The following is a 23,651-nucleotide window of genomic DNA, read 5'->3' as shown; positions in this document are numbered from 1 at the left end:
AGTGAGGTCAGTCGCGCCGGCCCTGGCGGGGCACGTAGGACAGTGCCTTTTCATAGGCTGGCTTCAGCTCTTCCGGTCCACCGACATCGATGCCCATTTCGCTGACCCGGCCGTTCTTCAGGCTGTAGACCCAGCCGTGCACCATCAGCTTCTGCCCGCGCGCCCAGGCGTCCTCGACGATGGTCGAACGGCACAGGTTGGCGACCTGCTCGATCACGTTCAGTTCGCACAGGCGGGCATGCTTCAGCTCGTCATCCTCGATCGCATCGAGGATGCCCTGGTGCTTCTGCACCACGTCGCCGACATGGCGCAGCCAGTTGTCGGCCAGGCCGACGCGGGTATTGTGCAGGCAGGCGTGCACGCCGCCGCAGCCGTAGTGGCCGACGATCAGGATGTGCTTCACCTTCAACTGGTCCACCGCGTACTGCACCACGCTCAGGCAGTTCAGGTCGGTGTGCGCGACCACGTTGGCGACGTTGCGGTGCACGAACACTTCACCCGGGGCCATGCCGATGATCTGGTTGGCCGGCACCCGCGAGTCGGAGCAGCCGATCCACAGGTATTCCGGATGCTGCTGCTTGGACAGCTGCTGGAAGAACTCAGGGTCTTCCTTGGCGATGCGGTCGGCCCAATCGCGGTTGTTCTGCAGCAGGCGGTGGATGTCTTTCATGTGCGGTATCCCTGGCGTCGGGTGGGGGCAAGGCGCGGCCGTTCTGGTCGCGCCGTCGCGGGAAGCTGGGGTGATCAGCCGCTGGAGGCGGACTGTTCACGGTGCCAGCGCATCCACTGCGCCAGCTCATGGGAGGACGGGGAGGCGAGCGCTTCCAGTGCGGCGATCACGGCCTGCCGGTTGGCGTCGGGATGGTTCTGGCTGAGTTTCAGCTTCAGCTGCACGTGTTCCACCTGGAAGCGGAAGCCGACGATGGCGCGCAGCTCCGGGCCGTGTTCGGCGCGCGCGGCATCGAACCGCCAGGCCTGGCCGACGCTGGCTTCGAAGCGGTCGCTGATCGCGCCGACCAGTTCGGCCAGCGCATCAGCGTCGTCGAAGGTCTGCAGCTGGCCACGCAGCTCGGCAGCGGCGTAGTTCCAGGTGGGTACCCGCGCGGCGGGCTCCTTGTCCGGATACCAGCTGGCCGAGACGTAGCCGTGTGGGCCATCGACCAGTACCTTGGCCGCGCCGCTGTGGCGCGACTGCGGGTTGGCGCGGGCCCAGTGGCCGCGCAGTTCGATCTGGTCGCCGTCACGCCGGTACAGCACCGGCATCCGGGTCAGCTCCGGCAGGCCATCGCTGCCGGGGGTGAGCACGGTGACGAACGGGTCGCGTGCCAGCAGGCGGTCCAGCCAGAGCAGGTCGGTCTCGGCGAAGGCGCGCGGGGTGAACATGCAGGGGTCAGGCGCGCCCGCCCAGCGACTGGACCATGCGGCCACGCAGACCCTCGTCGCTGTCGGCCTGCGGCGGCTGCACTTCGTGCAGGCTGAAGCCGCGCACCAGTGCGTCCTCCTCGTCCAGGCCGTCGTACTCGACGAACTCGGCGTCGAACAACTGCGAACGGGCGGTGTCTTCGCTGTCGTAGCTCAGCGTGTTGCCATCGCTGTCGAGCACTTCGGCGGTGCCGGCCGGGCGAACGCGCAGGCGCGCCCAGATCAGGGTGTTGCCGAGGCTGGCCAGCCACCAGCTGTCGCGCGAGGCGGTGATGTCGTTCATGAGCGTATTACCAGAGCGAGGCCAGCCAGAGCAGGGCGGCCATGCCCAGTCCGGCCAGCAGGGTCAGCAGCGATACCCAGGCCGGTGTCGCCAGCCCGGACAGCGAGCGGTCCGGTTGCTGCCGATAGTCGCGGCGCAGCAGCCAGGCCAGGGCATCGGGCTTGAGGAAGGCGCCGCTGCCGAAGCGCGCGGCGAGCGCCGGATGGCGGTCGCGCACGTGCACCAGGGTCAGCGGCCAGAAGATCACGAAGGCACTGAACCCGGCCACTGCAACGCCGACGAAACAGAGGGCGAAGAACAGGGTCATGGGGGCAGTACCTCCGTGGTCGTATGGGGCTTAGAAGTCCGCGCTGCCCGGGGCGCGCGGGTAGGGGATCGCATCGCGGATGTTGGACAGCCCGCAGACGTACACCACCAGGCGCTCGAAGCCCAGGCCGAAGCCGGCGTGCGGCACCGAGCCATAGCGGCGGAAATCGCGGTACCAGCTGTAGTGCTCGCGATCCAGGCCGAACTGGGCCATGCGCGCGTCCAGCACGTCCAGGCGCTCTTCGCGCTGGCTGCCGCCGATGATCTCGCCGATGCCAGGGGCCAGCACGTCCATCGCGGCAACGGTCTTGCCGTCGTCGTTCAGGCGCATGTAGAAGGCCTTGATGTGCTCCGGATAGTTGGTCACCACCACCGGGCGGCCGACGTGTTCCTCGGTCAGCCAGCGCTCGTGCTCGGTCTGCAGGTCCAGGCCCCATTCGACCGGGAAGTCGAACTTCCTGCCGGACTTCTGCAGCAGGCTGACCGCGTCGGTGTAGTCGATGCGCTCGAACGGTGCGTTGATGAAGTCTTCCAGCTTGGTGATCGCGTTCTTGTCCACGCGCTCGGCGATGAAGGCTAGGTCGTCGCTGCGCTCGTTCAGCACCGCACGGAACAGGTACTTCAGGAACTCTTCGGCCAGGCGTGCGTCTTCGGCCAGGTCGGCGAAGGCGATTTCCGGCTCGATCATCCAGAACTCCGCCAGGTGGCGGGTGGTGTGGCTGTTCTCGGCGCGGAAGGTCGGGCCGAAGGTGTAGACCTTGCTCAGCGCCAGGCAGTAGGCCTCGACGTTCAGCTGGCCGGACACGGTCAGGAAGGTTTCCTTGCCGAAGAAGTCGCGGCTGAAATCGATCGCGCCCTTCTCATCGCGCGGCAGGTTCACCATGTCCAGGGTGGACACGCGGAACATCTGGCCGGCGCCTTCGGCGTCGGAGGTGGTGATGATCGGGGTGCTGATCCAGTTGAAGCCGTTCTCGTGGAAGAAACGGTGCACGGCCTGGGCCAGGCAGTTGCGGATGCGGGTGACCGCGCCGAACAGGTTGGTGCGCGGGCGCAGGTGCGCCACTTCGCGCAGGAACTCCGGCGACATCGGCTTGGGCTGGATCGGGTAGGTGAGCGGGTCTTCGACCCAGCCGACCACTTCCACTGCACTGGCCTGGATCTCGAACGACTGGCCCTTGCCCTGCGACTTCACCAGGGTGCCGGTGGCGATGACCGAGCAGCCGCTGGTCAGGCGCTTGATCTCGTCGAAGTTGGCCAGGCTGTCGCCGGCCACGACCTGGATCGGGGCGAAGCAGGAGCCGTCGCTCACATTCACGAAGGCCAGATTCGCTGAACCGCGCACCGTGCGCACCCATCCGCGTACCGTGACTTCGCCGCCTTCCGGGATCTTCCCGGCAAGCGCATGTTCAACGCTGACCACCGTCATGACTTGAATCCTCTGCTGATCGACTCGATCTGTGAACACGGGAGTTTACCGGTTGCAGCGTTCTGCTTGCGAGGCATTTTTCGCGGCAACGGCTCCTTATAATGTCCCCGTACCTCTGGAGTAGCCCCATGGCCGTCAGCCTGACCCCCATTGCCTTCGAGCGCGTGCAGCGCTTTGTCGCCCAGACCCCCGGTGCGCTGGGCCTGCGTTTCGGCGTGACCAAGACCGGTTGCTCCGGCTGGGGCCACATCACCGACCTGGCACGCGACGAGCGCGAGGGCGATACGGTGTTCGAGCAGGATGGCGTGAAGATCTATGTCGACGCCAAGAGCCTGGCGCTGGTGGACGGCACCGTGATCGACTTCGGCAAGCACGGCCTGAGCGAGACCTTCACGTTCAGCAACCCCAATGCCACCGCCGAGTGTGGCTGCGGCGAGAGCTTCACCACCGACGCCGACAAGGCCTGACGGCCCGGCGCGTCCCGGTAGCTGCCGACCTTGGTCGGCACGCGGGGCTCGGCAGGGACCCCACGGATGGAACGACCGGCTTTTACCTATCACCCCAACGCCTACGCCCTCTCCTTCGAAGAGGTCGACGGAATCTGTGACTGCTGCGGCCAGCCGCGCACACTGCGCTACCGCGGGCCGTTCTACACCCGTCTGCGTCCGGATTACCTTTGCCCCTGGTGTATCGCCGACGGCAGGGCGGCGGCCAGCTACGAGGGTGAATTCACCGGCTGGAGTGATATCGAAGGGGTCTCGCCAGACCCGGCCGACCCGCCACCGAGCATCGCCCGTGAGCTGCTGCTGGAGATCTGCGAGCGCACCCCGGGCTACCCGTCCTGGCAGCAATCGGTCTGGCTGAGCCATTGTGAACGGCCCTGCGCCTTCCTCGGTTTCGCCGGCAGCGACGATCTGCTGCCCATCCTCGACCAGGTCCGGCCCGATGTGGCGGAGGTCAATCCACGCGACGCCGACTGGGTGCTGGCGCACCTGAGCCGGGACGGGATGATGGTCGGCTGCCTGTTCCAGTGCCTGGAATGCGGCCAGCACCGCCTTCACGTCGACCTGGGGTGAATCCAGGCGGATTCTTGGCAGGCGGATTCTTGGACTGTACGGGGCTCCGGTAGCGGCCAGCCTGGGTCGGCATGGGGGCTGCGCCCCCGGTTCAGGTTGCCCTGTGACCCGCCGGTTGCCCGGCATCCCCATCTGCGCCATAATGCGCGGCTTCCTGCCTCCCTGGCGGGAATCCTTGCCCCACCGCGGTCTCAACGGCGGGGGGCTGTCCGGCCGCAAGGCCACATCCGAAAGGTAGAAAAAAACATGAGTCGTCATTACGAAATCGTGTTCATGGTCCACCCGGACCAGAGCGAGCAGGTCCCGGCCATGATCGAGCGCTACAAGTCGCTGGTCGAGAACGGCAACGGCACCATCCACCGTCTGGAAGACTGGGGCCGCCGCCAGCTGGCGTACCCGATCCAGAACCTGGTGAAGGCCCACTACGTGCTGATGAACATCGAAGCCGACCAGGCCGTTCTGAACGAACTGACCGAGAGCTTCCGCTTCAACGACGCCGTGCTGCGCAACCTGGTCATCAAGCGTGACGAGGCTGACACCGAGCAGTCGCTGATCATGAAGAGCAAGGACGAGAAGGGTGACAAGCCGGAGCGCGGTGAGCGCCGTCGTCGTGACGACGAAGAAGGCGAGTCCAACAACACCGCTGACAACGAAGCCGGCGACGACGCCGCTTCCGCCGCCTAAGGAGCCTTCCCATGTCCAAGTTCTTCCGTCGCCGCAAGTTCTGCAAGTTCACTGCTGAAGGTGTGAAGGAGATCGACTACAAGGATCTCAACACCCTGCGCCAGTACCTGACCGAGAACGGCAAGATCGTGCCGAGCCGCGTCACCGGTACCAAGTCGAAGTACCAGCGCCAGCTGGCGACCGCCGTCAAGCGCGCTCGCTTCCTGGCCCTGATCCCGTATACCGACAACCACGACGTCTGATGCCGGCGGGGCGGCCCGGCGCCGCCCCCGCTGTGCCAGCTATTCGGACAGCCTTTGTTGCGGGGCATCGCCTCGCTAACGAATAACTTATCTGGAGCAATACCATGCAGCTGATCCTCCTGCAGAAAGTCACCAACCTCGGCAACCTGGGCGACCTGGTCGACGTGAAGCCGGGCTACGGCCGTAACTTCCTCGTGCCGCAGGGCAAGGCCGTGCCGGCCACCGAGAGCAACAAGGCCGAGTTCGAAGCCAAGCGCGCCGAATACGAAGCCAAGGCCCAGGCCATCCACGCTGACGCCGAAGGCCGCAAGGCCAAGCTGGAAGGCGCGAGCGTGACCATCGCCGCCAACGCTTCGACCGAAGGCAAGCTGTACGGCTCGGTTGGCCCGCGCGACATCGCCGAGGCCTTCACCGCCGCCGGCCTGCCGCTGGAAAAGAGCGAAGTCATCCTGGGCGAAGGCGCCTTCCGCAACATCGGCGAATACGACGTGCTGGTCCACCTGCACGCCGACGTCGAGACCACCGTCAAGGTCGTCGTCGTCGCCGAAGCCTGATCCCACGCCGCAAGGCCTGGCATCACCGCAGAACGGGCGCCCGCAAGGGTGCCCGTTTTGTTTTTGGCGCCGTTCCGCGGCGTAGGGCCAGGTCCGTCCGACGGGGTGGGGGTGGACAATGTTCCACGCCCATTCGTAGAACACGTCCACATCGGTATACTCAGGGCGTCACACCCGTTCCACGGGCATCGATCCCAACAGGATCAATGGCTTGGAGGGTAAACGCAGGCCGCTTGCCGGCCCCAGTCCGGAACCCCTATGCGTCTTTCCACGATCAAGCTCTCCGGCTTCAAGTCGTTCGTCGATCCGACCACCCTGCACCTGCCGACCAACATGACCGGCGTGGTGGGGCCCAATGGCTGCGGCAAGTCGAACATCATCGACGCCGTGCGCTGGGTCATGGGCGAGAGTTCGGCCAGCCGCCTGCGTGGCGACTCGCTGACCGACGTGATCTTCTCCGGGTCCAATGCCCGCAAGCCGGTGTCGCAGGCCACGGTCGAGCTGATCTTCGACAACTCCGACCACACGATTTCCGGCGAGTACGCCTCGTTCAACGAGATCTCGGTCAAGCGCACGGTCAGCCGCGACGGCACCAGCAACTATTACCTCAACGGCACCAAGTGCCGTCGCCGCGACATCACCGATCTGTTCCTCGGCACCGGCCTGGGCCCGCGCAGCTACTCGATCATCGAGCAGGGCATGATCAGCCAGATCATCGAGGCGCGCCCGGAAGACCTGCGCGTGTACCTGGAAGAGGCAGCCGGCATCTCCAAGTACAAGGAGCGCCGCAAGGAGACCGAGACCCGCATCCGCCACACCCGTGAGAACCTGGACCGGCTGGGTGACCTGCGCGACGAGATCAGCAAGCAGCTCGAACACCTCAAGCGCCAGGCCAGGCAGGCCGAGCAGTACCAGGCTCTGCAGGAAGAGCGTCGGATCAAGGATGCCGAGTGGAAGGCGCTGGAATTCCGTGGCCTCGATGGGCGCCTGTCGAAGCTGCGCGAAGGCCTCTCGCAGGAAGAGACCAAGCTGCAGCAGCTGATCGCCGATCAGCGCGACGCAGAGGCCCGCATCGAAACCTCGCGAGTGCGTCGCGAAGAGGCCGCCGATGCGCTCAACACCGCGCAGGCGGCGGTCTATCAGGTCGGCAGCACCCTGGCCCGCCTGGAGCAGCAGATCCAGCACCAGCGCGAGCTGTCGCAGCGCCTGCACAAGGCGCGCGACGAAACCCAGCAGGCTCTGGCCGAACTGGGGCAGCACATCAGTGGCGACGAGGCCAAGCTGAGGGTGCTGCGGGAGGCGGTAGAGGCCGCCACCCCGCAGCTGGAAGAACTGCAGGAAGAAAACGAGATAAAGCAGGAAAGCCTGCGCGAGGCTGAAGACCGGCTGGCCAGCTGGCAGCAGCGCTGGGAACAGCACACCTCGCAGAGTTCGGAAGCCTCGCGCGCCGGCGACGTCGAGCGCACGCGCGTGGACTACCTGGACAAGCAGATCCTCGATGCCGACCGGCGTCGTGAAGCCCTGGCCGCCGAGCGCGCCGGGCTGGACGTGGATGCGCTGGAAGAAGCCTTCGAGCAGCTGCACCTGCAGCACGACACGCAGAAGACCGCGCTGGATGAACTGAGCGAAGACGTCGAGCTGCGCAAGCAGGGCGTGGCGGCGGTGCAGGAACAGCAGCGCAATGGCCAGAACGAACTGGCCGAACTGCGCAAGCAGGCCAATGGCCTGCGCGGTCGCCTGGCTTCGCTGGAAACCCTGCAGCAGGCCGCGCTGGGCCAGGAGCAGGGTGCTGCCGTGGCCTGGCTGAAGGCGCGTGGGCTGGACTCGGCGGCGCGTGTCGGCGAACGCCTGGATGTCGATGCCGGTTGGGAAAACGCGGTGGAAAGCGCGCTCGGCCAGTTGATCGAAGGCGTGCTGGTCGATGACCCGGCCAGCCTGGTCGACGCGCTGGGCGAACTGGGCGAGGGCCACATTGCGCTGGTCGCCAACGATGGCGCGGACCTGAAGGTCGCGCCGACCTCGCTGGCTGCACGCGTGCGTGGCCCGGCAGCGATCCGGCGCCTGCTGGCGCACCTGCACGGTGCCAGGGATCTGTCCGCGGCCAAGGTGCTGCAGGCCAGCCTTCCGGAAGGCGATTCGATCATCACCCAGAGTGGCGAGCGCCTGGGCCAGGGCTGGCTGCGCGTATCGCGCTCCGGTGCCGCCGCGCAGGGCGCGCTGCTGCGCGAACGTGAGATCCAGGAACTGCGTGAGCAGATCGAGCAGCTGCAGGACCGCGAGGCCGAACTGGAAGAACAGCTGGCCGGCTTCCGAGAGCAGCTGCAGGCTGCCGAACAGCAGCGCGAAGACGCGCAGCGTGCGCTGTACCAGGCCCATCGCGCGGTGTCCGAACTGGCCGGCCAGCTGCAGGGCCAGCAGGGCAAGGTGGAGGCAGCGCGCACGCGCATCGATCGCATCGAAGGCGAGCTGAAGCAGCTGCAGGAAACCATTGAAGCCAACAACGAACAAGCGCGTGAAGCGCGCTCGCGGTTGGAGAACGCGGTCAGCAGCATGGGCGACCTGGAATCGACCCGGCAACGGCTGGAGGGCGAGCGCCGCCAGTTGACCGAGGCGCGCGACCTGGCTCGCGACGCCGCCCGTGCGGTACGCGAGCGCGCGCATTCGCTGGCCCTGACCCTGGAATCGCAGCGTGCGCAGCTGGCCTCGTTGGGCCAGGCGCTGGAGCGCATGGGCACCCAGCGCGGGCAGCTGGATTCGCGCCTGGGCGAACTGCATTCGCAGCTGGATGAAGGCGATTCGCCGGTCGAATCGCTGCAGGCCGAGCACCAGAACGCGCTGGAAGAGCGCGTGCGCGCCGATCGCGTGCTGACCGAGGCGCGCACGCTGCTGGACGGCATCGACGCCGAGCTGCGCAACTACGAACAGACCCGCCACCAGCGTGACGAGCAGGCGCTGGCCCAGCGCGAGCGCATTTCGCAGCGCAAGCTGGACCAGCAGGCGCTGGTGCTCAGCGCGGAGACCCTGCAGGCGGCGGTGGAGAAGGCCGGGTTCGTGCTGCAGGACGTACTCAACGCACTGCCCGAGGATGCCCGCCTGGGCGATTGGGAGCAGGCCGTGCACCAGATCGATGGCCGCATGCGCCGGCTGGAGCCGGTCAACCTGGCTGCGATTCACGAGTACGGCGAGGCCTCGCAGCGCTCGGACTACCTGGATTCGCAGCACGCCGACCTGACCACAGCGCTGGAAACCCTGGAAGATGCCATCCGCAAGATCGACCGCGAGACCCGCGGCCGCTTCAAGGACACTTTCGACCGTGTCAACGCCGGCGTGCAGGCGCTGTACCCGCGCCTGTTCGGTGGCGGCCACGCCTACCTGGAATTGACCGGTGAAGACCTGCTCGACACCGGCGTGACCATCATGGCGCGCCCGCCGGGCAAGCGCGTGTCCAGCATCTCGCTGCTGTCCGGCGGCGAAAAGGCGATGACCGCAGTAGCGCTGGTGTTCGCCATCTTCCAGTTGAATCCGGCACCGTTCTGCCTGCTGGACGAGGTGGACGCACCGCTGGATGAAGCCAACGTCGGTCGCCTGGCCAACATGGTCAAGGAAATGAGCGAGAAGGTGCAGTTCCTGTTCGTCAGCCACAACAAGGCGACGATGGAAGCTGCGCACCAGCTGTCGGGCGTGACCATGCGCGAACCGGGCGTCAGCCGCCTGGTCAGCGTGGACCTGGAAGAAGCCGCACGATTGGCGGGCGCGGCCTGACGTGCCATCCTAATTACCTGAATGAACTAGCCGGAGAACCTATCGAATGTCCGACACGGCACTGTTGCGCATCGGCATCCTGGCCGCCGGCCTGCTGTTGATCGCTGCGATCTTCCTGTTTGGCCGTCCGAAGAAGAAGCCCCAGGGGCGTCGCGTGGAAAGCGCGGAACCGACCGGCGGCGAGCGTCGCGAGCCGGTGCTGGGCGATGATGGCGTCACTGTGGCCGATGGCCGCGTAGAGCCGGGCATGGGCTCGGAAGGCGAGCAGGCCGAGCTTGGCCTGGCCGACACCGACGCCGGCGCGGCCAGCGACCTTGGCAAGCGCGCCACCCAGGACTTCGACAAGATCGTGTCGCTGTTCGTGGCCGCTCGCGCCGGCGAACAGCTGCGTGGCGAAGACATCGTGGTGGCGGCGGAGAAGACCGGCCTGGTGTTCGGCCACATGAACGTGTTCCACCGCCTGGTGGAAGGCCACCCCGAGCGCGGCCCGATCTTCTCGATGGCCAGCATCATGAAGCCGGGCAGCTTCGACATGGCCAACATCCGCGCCATGGAGACCCCGGCCATCGCCTTCTTCCTGACCCTGCCGGCGCCGCTGACCGCGCTGGATGCCTGGGAGAAGATGCTGCCCACCGTGCAGCGCATGGCCGAGCTGCTCGACGGCGTGGTGCTGGACGACAGCCGCAACGCTCTCGGCCGGCAGCGCATCGCGCACATCCGTGACGAACTGCGTGCCTATGATCGCCAGCACCAGGCGCCGCCGCTGACCAAGACCCCGCGCTGGTGAGCGCCCTGGTGTGCCGACCAGCGGTCGGCACCCACAACAGTAGATCCACGCCATGCGTGGATGGGGCGAACCAAGGTTCGCCCCCACCAACAGGGTCAGGCCGGTACGCCGGCGACCTTGGCAAATGCCCCGCGGAACGCGGCCATCTCGTCCTCGGTGCCGACGGTCACGCGCACGCGCTGCGGCCAGATCGGCCAGCTGCGGCCGATGATCACGCCGTTGTCTGCCATCGCCTTGGCAAAGGCGGCACCGTCGCGCTGCACATCCACCACGAAGCAGTTCGCTTCCGACGGCACGCAGCTGAAACCACGCTTGCCCAGCCACGCGATGGTGGCCTGCCGCACCTTGGCATTCTGCAGGCGCCGCTGCGCGATCAACTGAGGATCCTGCAGGCTGGCCAGTGCCGCGGCCAGTGCTGGCACGGGTAGCGGGTTGTCGCCCAGGCTGGCCAGTTCGCGCAGGCGGTCGGGATGCGCGGCCGCCACGCCCAGGCGCAGGCCGGCCATGCCATAAAGCTTGGAGAACGTGCGCAACACGATCAGGTCATCGCGCTGCGCCACCTGCGCGATCAGACTCGGCTGCTCGCTGTACTGCAGGTAGGCCTCGTCGACCAGTACGCGGGTGGACGCAGGCTTGTGGGCCAGCAGCCAGGCGAGCTCATCCGGCGGGCTGATCGAGCCGGTCGGGTTGTTCGGGTTGCACACATACAGCAGGCCGGTCGAGCGCGCGTGTGCGGCGGCCACCATCGCGCGCAGGTCATGTGCGCCATCGTTGCGCAGCGGCACCTTCTGCACGTATGCGCCGTGTGCGGCGGCGACCTCGCCCAGCGTCTCGAAGGTCGGATCGGCGACTACCAGTCCCGCCTGCGGGCCGGTCCACAGCACGGCGGCACGGTTCAGCGGTTCGCTGGAACCCGGATAGAGCCGCACGTGATCGGCCGGAATGCGCGCCTGTTCGATGAAGGCGTCGCGCACCTGACCGGCCAGTGCGAAACGGTAGCGGCCGCAACCGGCGATGCTGTCGCGTGCCGCCTGCTGGGCTGCGGGCGAGGGGCCGTAGGGGCATTCGTTGAAATTCAGCAGCACCGCACCTTCGGCGGGGCCCGGGGCGACGGCTGTCGCGGGTTGGGCATGGCCGGGCCGCGGCAGCCCGCTGCCGGCGACGGCGAGGCCGGCTCCGGCCAGTTGCAGGAAGCGTCGACGGGAAGCGGGCAGGGTCACGGGCAGGATTCCGAAGGGCAGACCGTCGCACGCTAGCGCCGGCGAGGGTGGGCGGCAAGCTGCTTTTTGTGGCGTCGCGCCATGCAGATGTGCCAACCAAGGTTGGCACCTGCCGGAACGAGGGAGAAGGTTGGCACCTGCCGGAGCGGGGAGTGCCCGTCGAGCACGCTCGACGCTGCAAAGGCGGAGGCGTTACAGGGCCTGACGGCTGGGCGCGGTAGAATCCCCGGCCATCCCAGAACCACCGGATTCCGATGAGCCCCAGCCCCGCCGAACGCGCCGAAGACCTTCGCCGGCAGATCGCCCAGGCCAACCGCGCCTATCACGAGCTGGACGCGCCGGAGATCCCCGACGTCGACTACGACCGGATGGTGCGCGAGCTGGAAGCGCTGGAGCGCGAGCACCCGGAACTGGCCCGTGCCGACAGCCCGACCCAGCAGGTCGGTGCGCGCCCCTCTGGCCGCTTCCCGGAAGTGCGCCACGCGGTACCGATGTTGTCGCTGTCCAATGCCTTCAGCGACGAGGAAGTGGCCGATTTCGTGCGTCGCATCGATGAGCGCCTGGGGCGTCGCAGCCTGCGGTTCTCGGCCGAGCCGAAGATGGACGGCCTGGCGATCAGCCTGCGCTACGAGGATGGTCATTTCGTGCTTGGCGCGACCCGTGGCGATGGCAGTACCGGCGAGGACGTGACCGCCAACCTGCGCGAAATCGGTGACATTCCCAAGCGCCTGCACGGCAAGGACTGGCCGGATGTGCTGGAGGTGCGCGGCGAGGTCTACATGGCCCGCGCCGACTTCGAGGCCTACAACGAACGTGCGCGCCTGCAGGGCGGCAAGGTGCTGGCCAATCCGCGCAACGCGGCGGCCGGTTCGCTGCGCCAGCTCGACCCGAAGATCAGTGCGCAGCGCAGGCTGAGTTTCTTCGCCTACGGCACCGGCGAAGTGCAGGGCGGCGAGCTGCCGGACACCCATTCGGGCACCCTGGCCCAGCTCGGCGCCTGGGGCTTCCCGGTCAGTGAGCTGTGCAAAGTGGTGGAGGGCACCGACGGCCTGCTCGGTTACTACCGCACTATCGGTGAACGCCGCGACGGCCTGCCGTTTGATATCGATGGCGTGGTCTACAAGCTGGATGACCGTGCGGGTCAGCAGGCGATGGGCTTCGTCTCCCGTGCGCCGCGCTGGGCCATCGCGCACAAGTTCCCTGCGCAGGAACAGAGCACCACGGTGGAGGCGATCGAGATCCAGATCGGCCGCACCGGTGCTGCCACGCCGGTCGCGCGACTGGCGCCGGTGGCTGTGGCCGGCGTGATCGTGTCCAACGCCACGTTGCACAATGCCGACCAGATCGCGCGCCTCGATGTGCGCGTTGGCGACAGTGTGATCGTGCGCCGCGCTGGCGACGTGATTCCCGAGGTGGTCAGCGTCATTCTCGACCGCCGCCCGCAGGGCACCACGCCGTGGCAGATGCCGACGCGCTGCCCGGTGTGCGGCTCGGAGATCGTGCGTGAGGAGGGGGCGGCGGCGTGGCGTTGTTCGGGCGAACTGTCCTGCCCGGCGCAGCGCAAGGAAGCCATTGCCCATTTCGCCTCGCGCCGCGCCATGGACATCGATGGTCTCGGCGACAAGTACATCGAAACCCTGGTCGACGCGGGCATCGTCAAGAGCGTGGCCGACCTGTACCGGCTCAGCCGCGATACGCTGCTGCACCTGAAGCTGGTGCTGGACGCCGAGGAGCCGTCGGCGCTGGCAGCGGCGCTGAAGCTGCACCTTCCCGCCGAGGGCAGTGGTGCGGTGCTCAATGCGGTGCTCAAGCTGGACGGCAACGATCCAGGCTGGCGCGCGCAGGCGCTGGCGCAGCCGGCCAGCTTCGAATGGAACACGAAGAAGATCGCCACCAAGTGGGCCGACAACCTGATCGCAGCGATCGACGCCAGCCGTGCGGCCACGCTGGAGCGCGTGCTGTTCGCGCTTGGCATCGAGCACGTGGGCGAGAGCACGGCCAAGGCGCTGGCGCAGTGGTTCGGTGACCTGGAGCTGATCCGCCACCTGCCGTGGCCGCTGTTCAAGCGTGTGCCGGACATCGGTGGCGAAGTGGCGCGTTCGCTTGGCCACTTCTTCGAGCAGCAGGGCAACCAGCAGGCCATCGATGACCTGCTGCAGGTCGGCCAGGTGCGTATCAGCGACGTGCATGCGCCCAGTGCCAAGCTGCGCGACGGGCTGGATCTGGCGCAGTTGCTGGTCGAGTCGGAGATCCCCGGCATCACCCGTCTGCGCGCCGAAAAGCTGGTGGCTGCGCTTCCCGGCGCACAGGCGGTGCTCGATGCCGAGCATGGCCAGTTCGTCAACGCCGGCCTGCCCGATGACACCGCGCGCGCTCTGGCCGAATGGCTCGACGCTGATGGCCACGGTGCGATGCTGTTGGCCGCCGAGAACGCGATGCGGGAGATCCTGGCCAAGGCGCCGGCGCTGGCCGAGATCGTGGCGGGTCCGCTGGATGGGCAGACCGTGGTGCTGACCGGCACCCTGGCCCAGCTCACACGCGATGCCGCCAAGGAGCGCCTGGAAGCGCTGGGTGCCAAGGTCTCCGGCAGTGTGTCGAAGAAGACCAGCTTCGTGGTGGCCGGTACCGAGGCCGGCTCCAAGCTGGACAAGGCACAGTCGCTGGGCGTGCCGGTGTGGGATGAGGACCGCCTGCTGGCCTATCTTGCCGAACACGAATGATGACGCCGCCGGGTGCCCGGCACCCGGCATGAAGCACAAAGGAACACCGATGCAGACTGCCCCACTGGATTTCCGCCTGGCCACCCGTGCCGACGAAGAACTGTTGATCGCGTTGATGCGCGAGTTCTATGCCGAAGACAGGATCGACTTCGACGACGCGCGCGTGCGTCGCGGCGTGGATGCGCTGCTGGCCGACCCACGCAACGGCGAAGTGCTGCTGTGGCTGGACGAGGCGGCCGAGGTGGTCGGCTACGCAGTGATCGCGATGGGCTTCAGCCTGGAGCAGGGCGGCCACTTCATGCTGCTGGACGAGCTGTACCTGAGCCATCGTGCGCGTGGTCGCGGCCGCGGCAAGCAGGCGCTGGCCATCTGCGAACAGCGGGCACGGGGCCGCGGCGTAAGCCGCCTGCGCCTGGAAGTGAACCACCACAACGAGCTGGCCCGTCGCCTCTATCTGGCGAGCGGTTACATTGATGACACCCGCGATCTGCTGACCCTGCCGCTGGACCACCCGCGCCCGGAGGGCATCCTGTGAGCGAGGCCCTGCTGCGCGCGCTGCAGCAGCGCGCCGCGCTCAATGCGCTGGTCCGCCGCTTCTTCGCCGAACGCGATGTGCTGGAAGTGGAAACGCCGATCCTGTCGGTAGCCGGCAACACCGAGCCGAACATCGACAGCTTCCATACCGATTTCACCGGCCATGTCGATGCCGGCGGACGCCGCCGCTGGCTGCGCACCTCGCCGGAGTATCCGCTCAAGCGCCTGTTGGCGGCGGGCGTGGGTGACTGTTACGAACTGGGCCGGGTGTTCCGCAATGGCGAGGCGGGCGGCCGCCACAACCCGGAATTCACCATGCTGGAGTGGTACCGGGTTGGCTGGGATCATCATCGCCTGGTGCAGGAGACCGCCGAACTGGTCGGCCAGGCGCTGGCGCTGGTCGGGCGCAGTGCGACCCTGCGCGTGCTGAGCTACCGCGAGCTGTTCCAGCAGCATGTGGGCGTTGACCCGTTCAAGGCCGATGAGGCTGCATTGCGGGCCGCGCTGGGTGATGTGCACATCGATCCGGTCGGTTTGACCCGCGACGACTGGCTGGACCTGTTGATGACCCATCGCATCCAGCCGCAGTTTGATGACGCAGTGATGACCGTGGTCCATGACTGGCCGGCCAGCCAGGCGGCGCTTGCGCGCATCCGTGCCGGTACACCGCCCCTGGCCGAGCGTTTCGAGTTGTACCTGGGCGCGGTGGAGCTGGCCAACGGCTATCACGAACTGAACGACGCCCACGAGCAGCGCGCGCGCTTCCAGCGTGACCTGCAGCGACGCCATGAACGTGGCCAGGTGCAGCCGGCGCTGGACGAGGCGCTGCTGGCCGCGCTGCCATCGATGCCGGCGTGCGCGGGCGTGGCGGTGGGGGTCGATCGCCTCCTGATGGCGATGAACCGCACGCCGCGCATCGCCGACGTGCTGGCCTACGACTTTGCCCACGCATGAGCGACCTGCGTTCCTGAACGTCAAAGACTGAACGGAATTCCGCGATTCCGCGCTTGCTTCGGTAAGCAGGATGATGCTCTTATCACGGCAGATGCCGGACACTGGCACGCAGTTCATCCATTCCTGCTGGGGAAGGCTTTGGTCAAGTGGTTTGCGGTTGTCGCTGCACCGGTTTACTCCATCGCGCTCTGGGGTGCCTGGTTGCCGTCATCGGCATCTGCCCAGCAGGCCGGCTACGACGGTGAAGTGGTGACCTGCGAATCACGCGATATGGGCTGGGTGCATTGCGATATCGATGTCAGCAACGGCGTCGACCTGGTGCGCCAGCTTTCCAACAGCAGCTGTATCCGTGGCAGCGAATGGGGCACCGACCGCAGTGGCGTGTGGGTCACGCTGGGCTGCCGCGCCGAGTTCCGCGCACGCCGCGCTGCGGGTGCCGTGCCGGTAGCAAGCGAGGGCAAGCGCCTGGTCCGTCGCGTGGTGCGTTGTGAATCCAATGGTCGCCCGCAGAGCTGCCCGGTGCGCCTGGATGGCGCGCCAGTACGCCTGCTGCGCCAGCTGTCGGCGCTGCCATGCCGCGAAGGGCAGGGCTGGGGCTACAAGCGCAATGAAGTCTGGACCAGCCGCGGTTGCCAGGGGGATTTCGAAGTGGCTGACGAGGACGGCCGATTCGTTGACGTACCACGCCGGCTGACCTGTGAATCGAAGTCGAAGAAGCGCCGTTTCTGCGGCGCCAGCATCTCGGTCGGTGCCGCCGTCTCCGAGCAGCTGTCCAGCACGCCGTGCGAGGAAGGCAGTACCTGGGGCTGGAGCCGCAACGGCATCTGGGTGGACGGTGGCTGCCGCGCCGAGTTCTCGGTGAATTGAGCCCGGGCGGGCTCCAACCCCGGGGGGCGTGGCCCTACAATGGGCCCATGAACACTGCCTCCGACATCGACTACGCCCGTTACGACCATATCCGTCCGATCCTGTGGACCGGCGATGCCCTGCAACTGCTGGACCAGCGCAAGCTGCCGTTCGTGGTCGAGCATGTGGTCTGCCATGACAGTGACGAAGTGGCTGCAGCCATCCACGCGTTGACCGTGCGCGGTGCGCCGGCCATCGGCATCGCCGCCGCCTGGGGCGTGGTGCTGGCCGCACGTGACGTGCAGGCCGCAGACGGTGCGCACGCGCTGCAGCAGCTGGAACCGGCGCTGCAGCGTCTGAACGCTTCGCGTCCGACCGCCGTCAACCTGGCCTGGGCGCTGGCGCGCATGCGCCGTTGCCTGAATGCCGCCGGTGCTGACTGGAAGGCGAAGCTGGAGGCGGAAGCGCAGGCCATTGCGGAGGAGGACCTGGCCGCCAATCGCCACATGGGCGCGCTGGGCGCGGGCCTGATCGAAGCCGGCAGCGGCGTGCTGACCCACTGCAACACCGGCTCGCTGGCCACCGCCGGCTTCGGCACCGCGCTGGGCGTGATCCGCGCCGGCATGGCCCAGCACCGCATTGCCCGCGTGTTCGCTGGCGAGACCCGTCCGTGGCTGCAGGGCGCGCGCCTGACCGTGTGGGAGCTGCAGCAGGATGGCATTGACGCCACGCTGATCGCCGATTCGGCCGCCTCGCACCTGATGAAGACCGGCGCTGTGCAGTGGGTGATCGTCGGTGCCGACCGCATCTGCGCCAACGGCGATACCGCCAACAAGATCGGGACCTATCAGCTGGCCATCGCCGCCCGCCATCACGGCGTGAAGTTCATGGTCGTGGCGCCGTCCTCGACGGTGGACATGGAGACCGTGGACGGCAGCCAGATCGAGATCGAGCAGCGCGATCCGGGCGAGCTGTACGGCGTGGGCGGCACCCGCACGGTGGCAGAGGGCATCGCTGCCTGGAACCCGGTGTTCGACGTCACGCCGGGCGAGCTGATCGACGCCATCGTGACCGAGCGCGGCGTGATCCTGAACCCGACCCCGGAGAACATGCGCGCCGCCTTCGGCGGCTGACGCGCGGGGGAGGGGCCGCGTGACCTCCGCCCCGGTGGTGCCGGCCGCGGGCCGGCAACCCCCTAAGTTCCTGATTTGTGCAGGTAAAATACCCGTAAAGGGAGGCGGAAAACGGCCTGTTGTGGTAATATCCGCAGGTTGAATCGAGGTTCCGGCACGACCCCCTCCCGCAGGGGGCTGCGCCGGACTGGACCGCTACCAGACAACGGAACCCGAATGGCAGAAACCGCCAAGGAAATCATCCAGGTCAACCTGGAAGACGAGATGCGCAAGAGCTACCTCGATTACGCCATGAGCGTGATCGTGGGCCGCGCGCTCCCGGATGCGCGCGACGGCCTCAAGCCGGTGCATCGCCGCGTGCTGTTCGCGATGAATGAACTCAACGCGCACAGCAACAAGCCCTACTTCAAGTCGGCGCGTATCGTCGGTGACGTCATCGGTAAGTACCACCCGCATGGCGATCAGTCGGTGTACGACACGCTGGTGCGCCTGGCACAGCCGTTCTCGCTGCGTTACATGCTGGTCGATGGCCAGGGTAACTTCGGCTCCATCGATGGCGACTCCGCCGCAGCAATGCGATACACCGAAGCGCGCATGTCGCGCCTGGCGCATGAGCTGATGGCGGACATCGACAAGGAAACCGTCGATTTCCAGCCCAACTACGACGAAAAGGAACTGGAGCCGACGGTCATGCCGACCCGGTTCCCGAACCTGCTGGTCAACGGTTCGGCCGGTATCGCGGTGGGCATGGCGACCAACATCCCGCCGCACAACCTGAGCGAATCGATCAACGCCTGCATCGCGCTGATCGACAACCCGGACATCGACGTCGACGGCCTGATGGAGTACATCCCGGGCCCGGATTTCCCGACCGCCGGCATCATCAACGGCACCGCCGGCATCGTCGCCGGCTACCGCACCGGCCGTGGCCGCGTGCGCATCCGTGCCAAGGCCGATATCGAAGTGGCCGACAACGGCCGCGAATCGATCATCGTCACTGAAATTCCTTACCAGGTGAACAAGGCGCGTCTGATCGAGAAGATCGCCGAGCTGGTCAAGGAAAAGAAGATCGAAGGCATCAGCGAGCTGCGCGATGAGTCCGACAAGGACGGCATGCGCATCTACATCGAGATCAAGCGCGGTGAATCTGCCGAGGTTGTGCTGAACAACCTGTACCAGCAGACGCAGATGGAATCGGTGTTCGGCATCAACATGGTGGCGCTGGTCGATGGCCGCCCGCAGTTGATGAACCTCAAGCAGATGCTGGAGGCGTTCGTCCGCCACCGTCGCGAAGTGGTCACCCGCCGTACCGTGTTCGAGCTGCGCAAGGCGCGCGCCCGTGCCCACGTGCTGGAAGGCCTGACCGTCGCGCTGGCCAACATCGACGAGATGATCGAACTGATCAAGACCTCGCCGAACCCGAACGAAGCACGCGAGCGCATGCTGGCCCGCGTGTGGGAGCCGGGCCTGGTCGGTGCGATGCTGGGTGCCGCCGGCGCCGAAGCCTCGCGCCCGGAAGACCTGCCCAAGGGCGTGGGCCTGATCGAGGGCGGCTACCAGCTGACCGAGATCCAGGCCACCCAGATCCTGGAAATGCGCCTGCACCGCCTGACCGGGCTGGAGCAGGACCGCCTGACCGATGAGTACAAGCAGCTGCTGGAAGTGATCGCCGGGCTGATCCACATCCTGGAAGATCCCGACCGCCTGCTGCAGGTGATCCGCGAAGAGCTGGTCAGTGTGAAGGCCGAATTCGGCGACGAGCGTCGTACCGAGATCCGCCACAGCGAAGAAGACCTGGACATCCTTGACCTGATCGCGCCGGAAGACGTGGTGGTCACCGTGTCGCATGCCGGTTACGTGAAGCGCCAGCCGGTGAGCGTGTACCGCGCGCAGCGCCGTGGTGGTCGTGGCCGTAGTGCGGCGGCGACCAAGGAAGAGGATTTCATCGAACAGCTGTGGCTGGTCAACACGCATGACACGCTGCTGACCTTCACCAGTTCGGGCAAGGTGTTCTGGCTGCCGGTCTACCAGCTGCCGGAAGCGGGCTCCAACGCCCGCGGCCGTCCGATCATCAACTGGATCCCGCTGGAACCGGGTGAACGCGTGCAGGCCGTACTGCCGGTGCGCGATTACGCCGATGGCCAGTTCGTGTTCTTCGCCACCAAGAACGGTACGGTCAAGAAGACCCCGCTGGGTGAGTTCGCCTTCCGTCTGGCGCGCGGCAAGATCGCGATCAACCTCGATGAGGGCGACGCGCTGGTCGGCGTCGGCCTGACCGACGGCCAGCGCGACATCCTGCTGTTCGCCTCCAACGGCAAGACCGTGCGCTTCGGCGAGGACAAGGTCCGCTCGATGGGCCGTACCGCCACCGGCGTGCGGGGCATCAAGATGCCGGCCGGCGAGGAAGTGGTCAGCCTGATCGTGGCCGAAAGTGCCGGTGGCATCGAGGACGAGAACGAGGACGACAACGGTGTCGAGGAAGCCGCCGCCAATGGCGATGCGGTGATCGACGGCGCCGACGACGCCAGCGTTCAGTACATCCTGACCGCCACCGAGAACGGTTACGGCAAGCGCACCCCGCTGCCGGACTATCCGCGCAAGGGCCGTGGCACCCAGGGCGTGATCGGCATCCAGACCACCGAGCGCAATGGCAAGCTGGTCGCCGCGGTGCTGATGGGCTCCAGCGACGAAGTCCTGCTGATCTCCGATGGTGGCACCCTGGTGCGTACGCGTGGCTCGGAAATCAGCCGCGTCGGCCGCAACACCCAGGGCGTGACCCTGATCCGCCTCTCCAAGGACGAGAAGCTGCAGGCGGTGGAGCGCATGGATGCCTCGATCGACGAGGACGAGGACGAGGTGGCTGCCGCCGCCCCGGCCACGACCGACGGCGCACCGGCTGCTGCCAGCAGCGAGGACGCCGCGCAGGAGTGATCCTGCCGCGAGCCTGAGGTACCGACGACGCCGGCCCTGCGCCGGCGTCGTCGTATCCGGGTGCCACGCATACGCGCGCGCTTCACGCAGGCGGTGGGATAAGGGCGCATGCTGCCCCCGGAGATCGACGATGTCCGCCACGCCGCAGTCCGCTCCTGCTCCCGTCCGCGCCTCCCGGCATCCCCTCGTCACCGTGCTGTCACTGCTGCTGGTCGTGCTCGGCCTGGTCATCGGTGGCCCTCGGTGGGTGGCTGCTCAGCCTGGGTGGCTCGGCGTACTACGCCATCGCCGGGCTCGGCCTGCTGGCCAGCGGAACCCTGTTGTTCGGCAACCGCCGCAGCGGCGCGCTGCTGTATGCGCTGGTGTTCATCGGCACGCTGCTGTGGACCTGGTGGGAATCGGGCAGCGACTACTGGCGCTGGGTACCGCGGCTCGGGCTGGTGACTGCGCTCGGCATCGTGCTGGCGCTGCTGGCGCCGACACTGCGCGAGCCGGTTTCAAAACCCCTGTCGCGCAGCGTGGCGGGCGTGCTGATGCTGGTGTTCGTGGCCGCCTTCGGCCTGGCTTTCGCGCCGCATGGTGAAGTGGATGGGCATCAGCCGTTCCCGGAAGGCGCGGTCAGCGCCGGACTGGAACCTACGCGCGATACCACGGGCCTGCAGCCGGCTGACCAGCCCGCCGAGGGCGACTGGCCGGCGTGGGGCCGCAGCAATGCGGGTACCCGCTATTCGCCACTGCAGCAGATCACCCCGGCCAATGTGGCCACGCTGCAGCCGGCCTGGCAGTTCCGTACCGGGGATATGCCGAAGAAGCGCTGGGGTGCCGAAACCACGCCGCTGAAGATCGGCGACCGCCTGTACCTGTGCACCGCACGCAACCGCCTGATCGCGCTTGATGCTGCCAGCGGCAAGGAACTGTGGCGGTTCGATCCAAAGGTGAAGGATGCCTCGATTCCCTATACCGCTGCCTGTCGTGGTGTGAGCTATTACGAGCAGCCCAGCACGCCGACCCTTGCTGACGCGGCATTGGCCGATGTCGCTGCCGATCTGGCCCTGCCGGAGCCGCCGCCCAGCGTCACCCGCAGCGCTGCACCGGGCAGTCGTCCGGCGTGCTGGGCGCGCATCATTGAAGGCACGCTGGACGGTCGCATCATCGCGGTGGACGCGGACAGCGGCCGCCCCTGCGCCAACTTCGGCAACAACGGCCAGGTCGACATCACCCTGGGCATGGGCGAGGTGCCACAGGGTTACGTGTCGATCAACTCGCCGCCGGCCATCGTGCGCGGCGTGATCGTGACCGGCCACCAGGTGCTGGATGGGCAGCGCCGCGATGCGCCGTCGGGCGTGATCCAGGCGTACGACGCCATCACCGGCAAGCTGCGCTGGGCGTGGGACATGGACCAGCCCGAGCGCAGCGGTCTGCCTCCGCGCGAGCAGACCTATACGCGCGGCACCCCCAACATGTGGACCACGGCCACCGGTGATGAGGCGCTGGGCCTGGTCTACCTGCCGCTGGGCAATGCCGCGGGCGATTACTGGAGTGGTTCGCGCACGGAGAACCAGAATCGCTATGCGACCTCGCTGGTGGCGATCGACGTGGCCACCGGCAAGCCGGTCTGGCATTTCCAGGCGGTGCGCAAGGATGTGTGGGACTACGACCTGGGTTCACAGGCCAGCCTGATCGACTACCCGACGGCGGCGGGCAAGGTGCCGGCGATCCTGCTGCCGACCAAGCAGGGCGACATGTACATCCTCGATCGCCGCAACGGCCAGCTCCTGACTGCCGCCGAAGAGCGCAAGGTGCCGGTCGGCGGCGTCGAACCCGAGCAGCGTTCTCCCACCCAGCTGTTTTCGCTGTACCACACGCTGCGCCGCGAACATGACCTGACCGAGCGTGACATGTGGGGCATCACCCCGATTGACCAGCTGGTCTGCCGCATCCAGTTCCGCAAGGCGTACTACGAAGGGTTCTACACGCCGCCGAGCAGCGAGCGCCATTCCATCGAGTACCCCGGCTACAACGGCGGCTCGGACTGGGGCAGCGTGTCCATCGATACGCGCCGCGGCGTGATCGTGGCCAACTACAACGACATGCCCAACTACAACCGGCTGGTGCCACGCGCGGAGGCCGACCGGCTGGGCTGGCTGCCACGCGAGAAGGTCCGGTTCGACCAGGGCGGTGCCGAAGGCGCGGGCGACCCGCAGGTGGGTACGCCCTACGCCATCCAGGTCAACGCCGGCTGGCGGCTGCCGTTCACCGGCCTGCTGTGCAAGCAGCCGCCCTATGGCGGTATCCGTGCCATCGACCTGCGCACCGGCAAACTGCTGTGGGACCGTCCGTTTGGCAGTGCGCGCGGCAACGGACCGTTCGGCATCCGTTCCGGCCTGCCGATCGAGATCGGCACGCCGAACAACGGCGGTTCGGTAGTGACCGCCAGCGGCCTGATCTTCATCGCCGCCGCCACCGATGACCTGCTGCGTGCCATCGATCTGAAGACCGGCAAGGAGCTTTGGCATGCCAAGCTGCCTGCCGGCGGCCAGGCCAACCCGATGGTGTACGAGCAGGGCGGGCGCCAGTACGTGGTGATCATGGCCGGCGGCCACCATTTCATGGAAACCCCGAACGGCGATTACGTGATTGCGTTTGCGTTGCCCAGGTAGGGCCGACGGGGTAGAACCGGCTGGGTAGAGCCGACTGGATAGAGCCGACTGGATAGAGCCGACTGGGTAGAGTCGACTGTTAGTCGACTGCTCTTCTCTCCCATGCTGGAA

The 23,651-nt window shown here is 67.0% G+C and carries 19 protein-coding genes and 1 pseudogene; 14 read left to right on the top strand and 6 right to left on the bottom strand.

From position 1 onward, the window contains the following. Positions 1 to 7: 7 nt before the first annotated feature. From can to asnS, 5 genes are all read right to left on the bottom strand, one after another. Positions 8 to 670: a carbonate dehydratase gene (can, locus tag AC5P7E_RS00660; protein ID WP_005413910.1), complete on the bottom strand. Its 663-nt coding sequence runs from the start codon at positions 668 to 670 to the stop codon at positions 8 to 10. A gap of 74 nt (positions 671 to 744) precedes the next feature. After that, the gene (locus AC5P7E_RS00655) at positions 745 to 1,383 is read right to left on the bottom strand and encodes an FMN-binding negative transcriptional regulator (protein ID WP_111117871.1); all 639 of its coding nucleotides are present in this window, start codon (positions 1,381 to 1,383) and stop codon (positions 745 to 747) included. A 7-nt stretch (positions 1,384 to 1,390) separates the two neighbouring features. After that, complete coding sequence (locus tag AC5P7E_RS00650; protein ID WP_005410233.1) at positions 1,391 to 1,705, bottom strand: hypothetical protein; 315 nt, start codon at positions 1,703 to 1,705, stop codon at positions 1,391 to 1,393. 7 nt (positions 1,706 to 1,712) lie between these two features. After that, entirely contained in the window at positions 1,713 to 2,012 is a 300-nt protein-coding gene (locus AC5P7E_RS00645) for a hypothetical protein (RefSeq protein WP_005410232.1), read from the bottom strand. A 30-nt stretch (positions 2,013 to 2,042) separates the two neighbouring features. Further along, entirely contained in the window at positions 2,043 to 3,437 is a 1,395-nt protein-coding gene (gene asnS / locus AC5P7E_RS00640) for an asparagine--tRNA ligase (protein WP_005410231.1), read from the bottom strand. 128 nt (positions 3,438 to 3,565) lie between these two features. Here asnS and AC5P7E_RS00635 point away from each other — a divergent pair, with 128 nt between their 5' ends. The 7 genes from AC5P7E_RS00635 (at position 3,566) to zipA (ending at position 10,542) form a co-directional block, all read left to right on the top strand. Continuing rightward, positions 3,566 to 3,904, top strand: coding sequence for a HesB/IscA family protein (locus tag AC5P7E_RS00635; RefSeq protein WP_005410230.1), 339 nt, complete (start codon positions 3,566 to 3,568; stop codon positions 3,902 to 3,904). A gap of 66 nt (positions 3,905 to 3,970) precedes the next feature. Continuing rightward, on the top strand, positions 3,971 to 4,513 hold the full coding sequence (locus AC5P7E_RS00630) for a CbrC family protein (protein ID WP_005410229.1): 543 nt from the start codon (positions 3,971 to 3,973) through the stop codon (positions 4,511 to 4,513). 246 nt (positions 4,514 to 4,759) lie between these two features. Next, the gene (rpsF, locus tag AC5P7E_RS00625) at positions 4,760 to 5,197 is read left to right on the top strand and encodes a 30S ribosomal protein S6 (protein WP_005410228.1); all 438 of its coding nucleotides are present in this window, start codon (positions 4,760 to 4,762) and stop codon (positions 5,195 to 5,197) included. 11 nt (positions 5,198 to 5,208) lie between these two features. Continuing rightward, positions 5,209 to 5,439 carry a 30S ribosomal protein S18 gene (gene rpsR / locus AC5P7E_RS00620; RefSeq protein WP_002804494.1) on the top strand — a complete coding sequence of 77 codons (231 nt, stop codon included), beginning with the start codon at positions 5,209 to 5,211 and terminating at the stop codon, positions 5,437 to 5,439. 104 nt (positions 5,440 to 5,543) lie between these two features. Continuing rightward, positions 5,544 to 5,993 carry a 50S ribosomal protein L9 gene (rplI, locus tag AC5P7E_RS00615; protein ID WP_005410227.1) on the top strand — a complete coding sequence of 150 codons (450 nt, stop codon included), beginning with the start codon at positions 5,544 to 5,546 and terminating at the stop codon, positions 5,991 to 5,993. Positions 5,994 to 6,251: 258 nt separating this feature from the next. Then, positions 6,252 to 9,755 carry a chromosome segregation protein SMC gene (smc, locus tag AC5P7E_RS00610; protein ID WP_114619074.1) on the top strand — a complete coding sequence of 1,168 codons (3,504 nt, stop codon included), beginning with the start codon at positions 6,252 to 6,254 and terminating at the stop codon, positions 9,753 to 9,755. Between the two features lie 46 nt (positions 9,756 to 9,801). After that, positions 9,802 to 10,542 carry a cell division protein ZipA gene (gene zipA / locus AC5P7E_RS00605; RefSeq protein ID WP_005410225.1) on the top strand — a complete coding sequence of 247 codons (741 nt, stop codon included), beginning with the start codon at positions 9,802 to 9,804 and terminating at the stop codon, positions 10,540 to 10,542. A gap of 95 nt (positions 10,543 to 10,637) precedes the next feature. On the opposite strand, the gene AC5P7E_RS00600 is transcribed toward zipA, so the two are convergent. Next, a complete protein-coding gene (locus tag AC5P7E_RS00600; protein WP_197596187.1) occupies positions 10,638 to 11,762 on the bottom strand; it encodes a pyridoxal phosphate-dependent aminotransferase in 1,125 nt (374 codons plus the stop codon). A gap of 248 nt (positions 11,763 to 12,010) precedes the next feature. Between AC5P7E_RS00600 and ligA the strand changes: the two genes are divergently transcribed. From ligA to AC5P7E_RS00565, 7 genes and pseudogenes are all read left to right on the top strand, one after another. Beyond that, entirely contained in the window at positions 12,011 to 14,482 is a 2,472-nt protein-coding gene (gene ligA / locus AC5P7E_RS00595) for an NAD-dependent DNA ligase LigA (RefSeq protein ID WP_197596188.1), read from the top strand. Between the two features lie 49 nt (positions 14,483 to 14,531). Further along, complete coding sequence (locus AC5P7E_RS00590) at positions 14,532 to 15,017, top strand: GNAT family N-acetyltransferase (RefSeq protein ID WP_005413904.1); 486 nt, start codon at positions 14,532 to 14,534, stop codon at positions 15,015 to 15,017. Then, complete coding sequence (gene epmA / locus AC5P7E_RS00585; protein ID WP_049453818.1) at positions 15,014 to 15,970, top strand: EF-P lysine aminoacylase EpmA; 957 nt, start codon at positions 15,014 to 15,016, stop codon at positions 15,968 to 15,970. The genes AC5P7E_RS00590 and epmA overlap by 4 nt, the downstream gene beginning before the upstream one ends. Before the next feature lie 138 nt (positions 15,971 to 16,108). Continuing rightward, positions 16,109 to 16,837: a DUF3011 domain-containing protein gene (locus tag AC5P7E_RS00580; protein ID WP_005410220.1), complete on the top strand. Its 729-nt coding sequence runs from the start codon at positions 16,109 to 16,111 to the stop codon at positions 16,835 to 16,837. 47 nt (positions 16,838 to 16,884) lie between these two features. Next, positions 16,885 to 17,949, top strand: coding sequence for an S-methyl-5-thioribose-1-phosphate isomerase (gene mtnA / locus AC5P7E_RS00575; protein ID WP_005413901.1), 1,065 nt, complete (start codon positions 16,885 to 16,887; stop codon positions 17,947 to 17,949). Positions 17,950 to 18,165: 216 nt separating this feature from the next. After that, complete coding sequence (gene gyrA / locus AC5P7E_RS00570; RefSeq protein ID WP_111193932.1) at positions 18,166 to 20,880, top strand: DNA gyrase subunit A; 2,715 nt, start codon at positions 18,166 to 18,168, stop codon at positions 20,878 to 20,880. Between the two features lie 130 nt (positions 20,881 to 21,010). Continuing rightward, positions 21,011 to 23,540: pseudogene (locus AC5P7E_RS00565) on the top strand (membrane-bound PQQ-dependent dehydrogenase, glucose/quinate/shikimate family). Positions 23,541 to 23,651 lie beyond the last annotated feature (111 nt).

It is taken from the genome of Stenotrophomonas sp. YJH_SMC_25, from assembly GCF_059369595.1.
The sequence above is the reverse complement of the archived record's forward strand: the minus strand, read 5'-3'. Positions and strand labels throughout refer to the sequence as shown.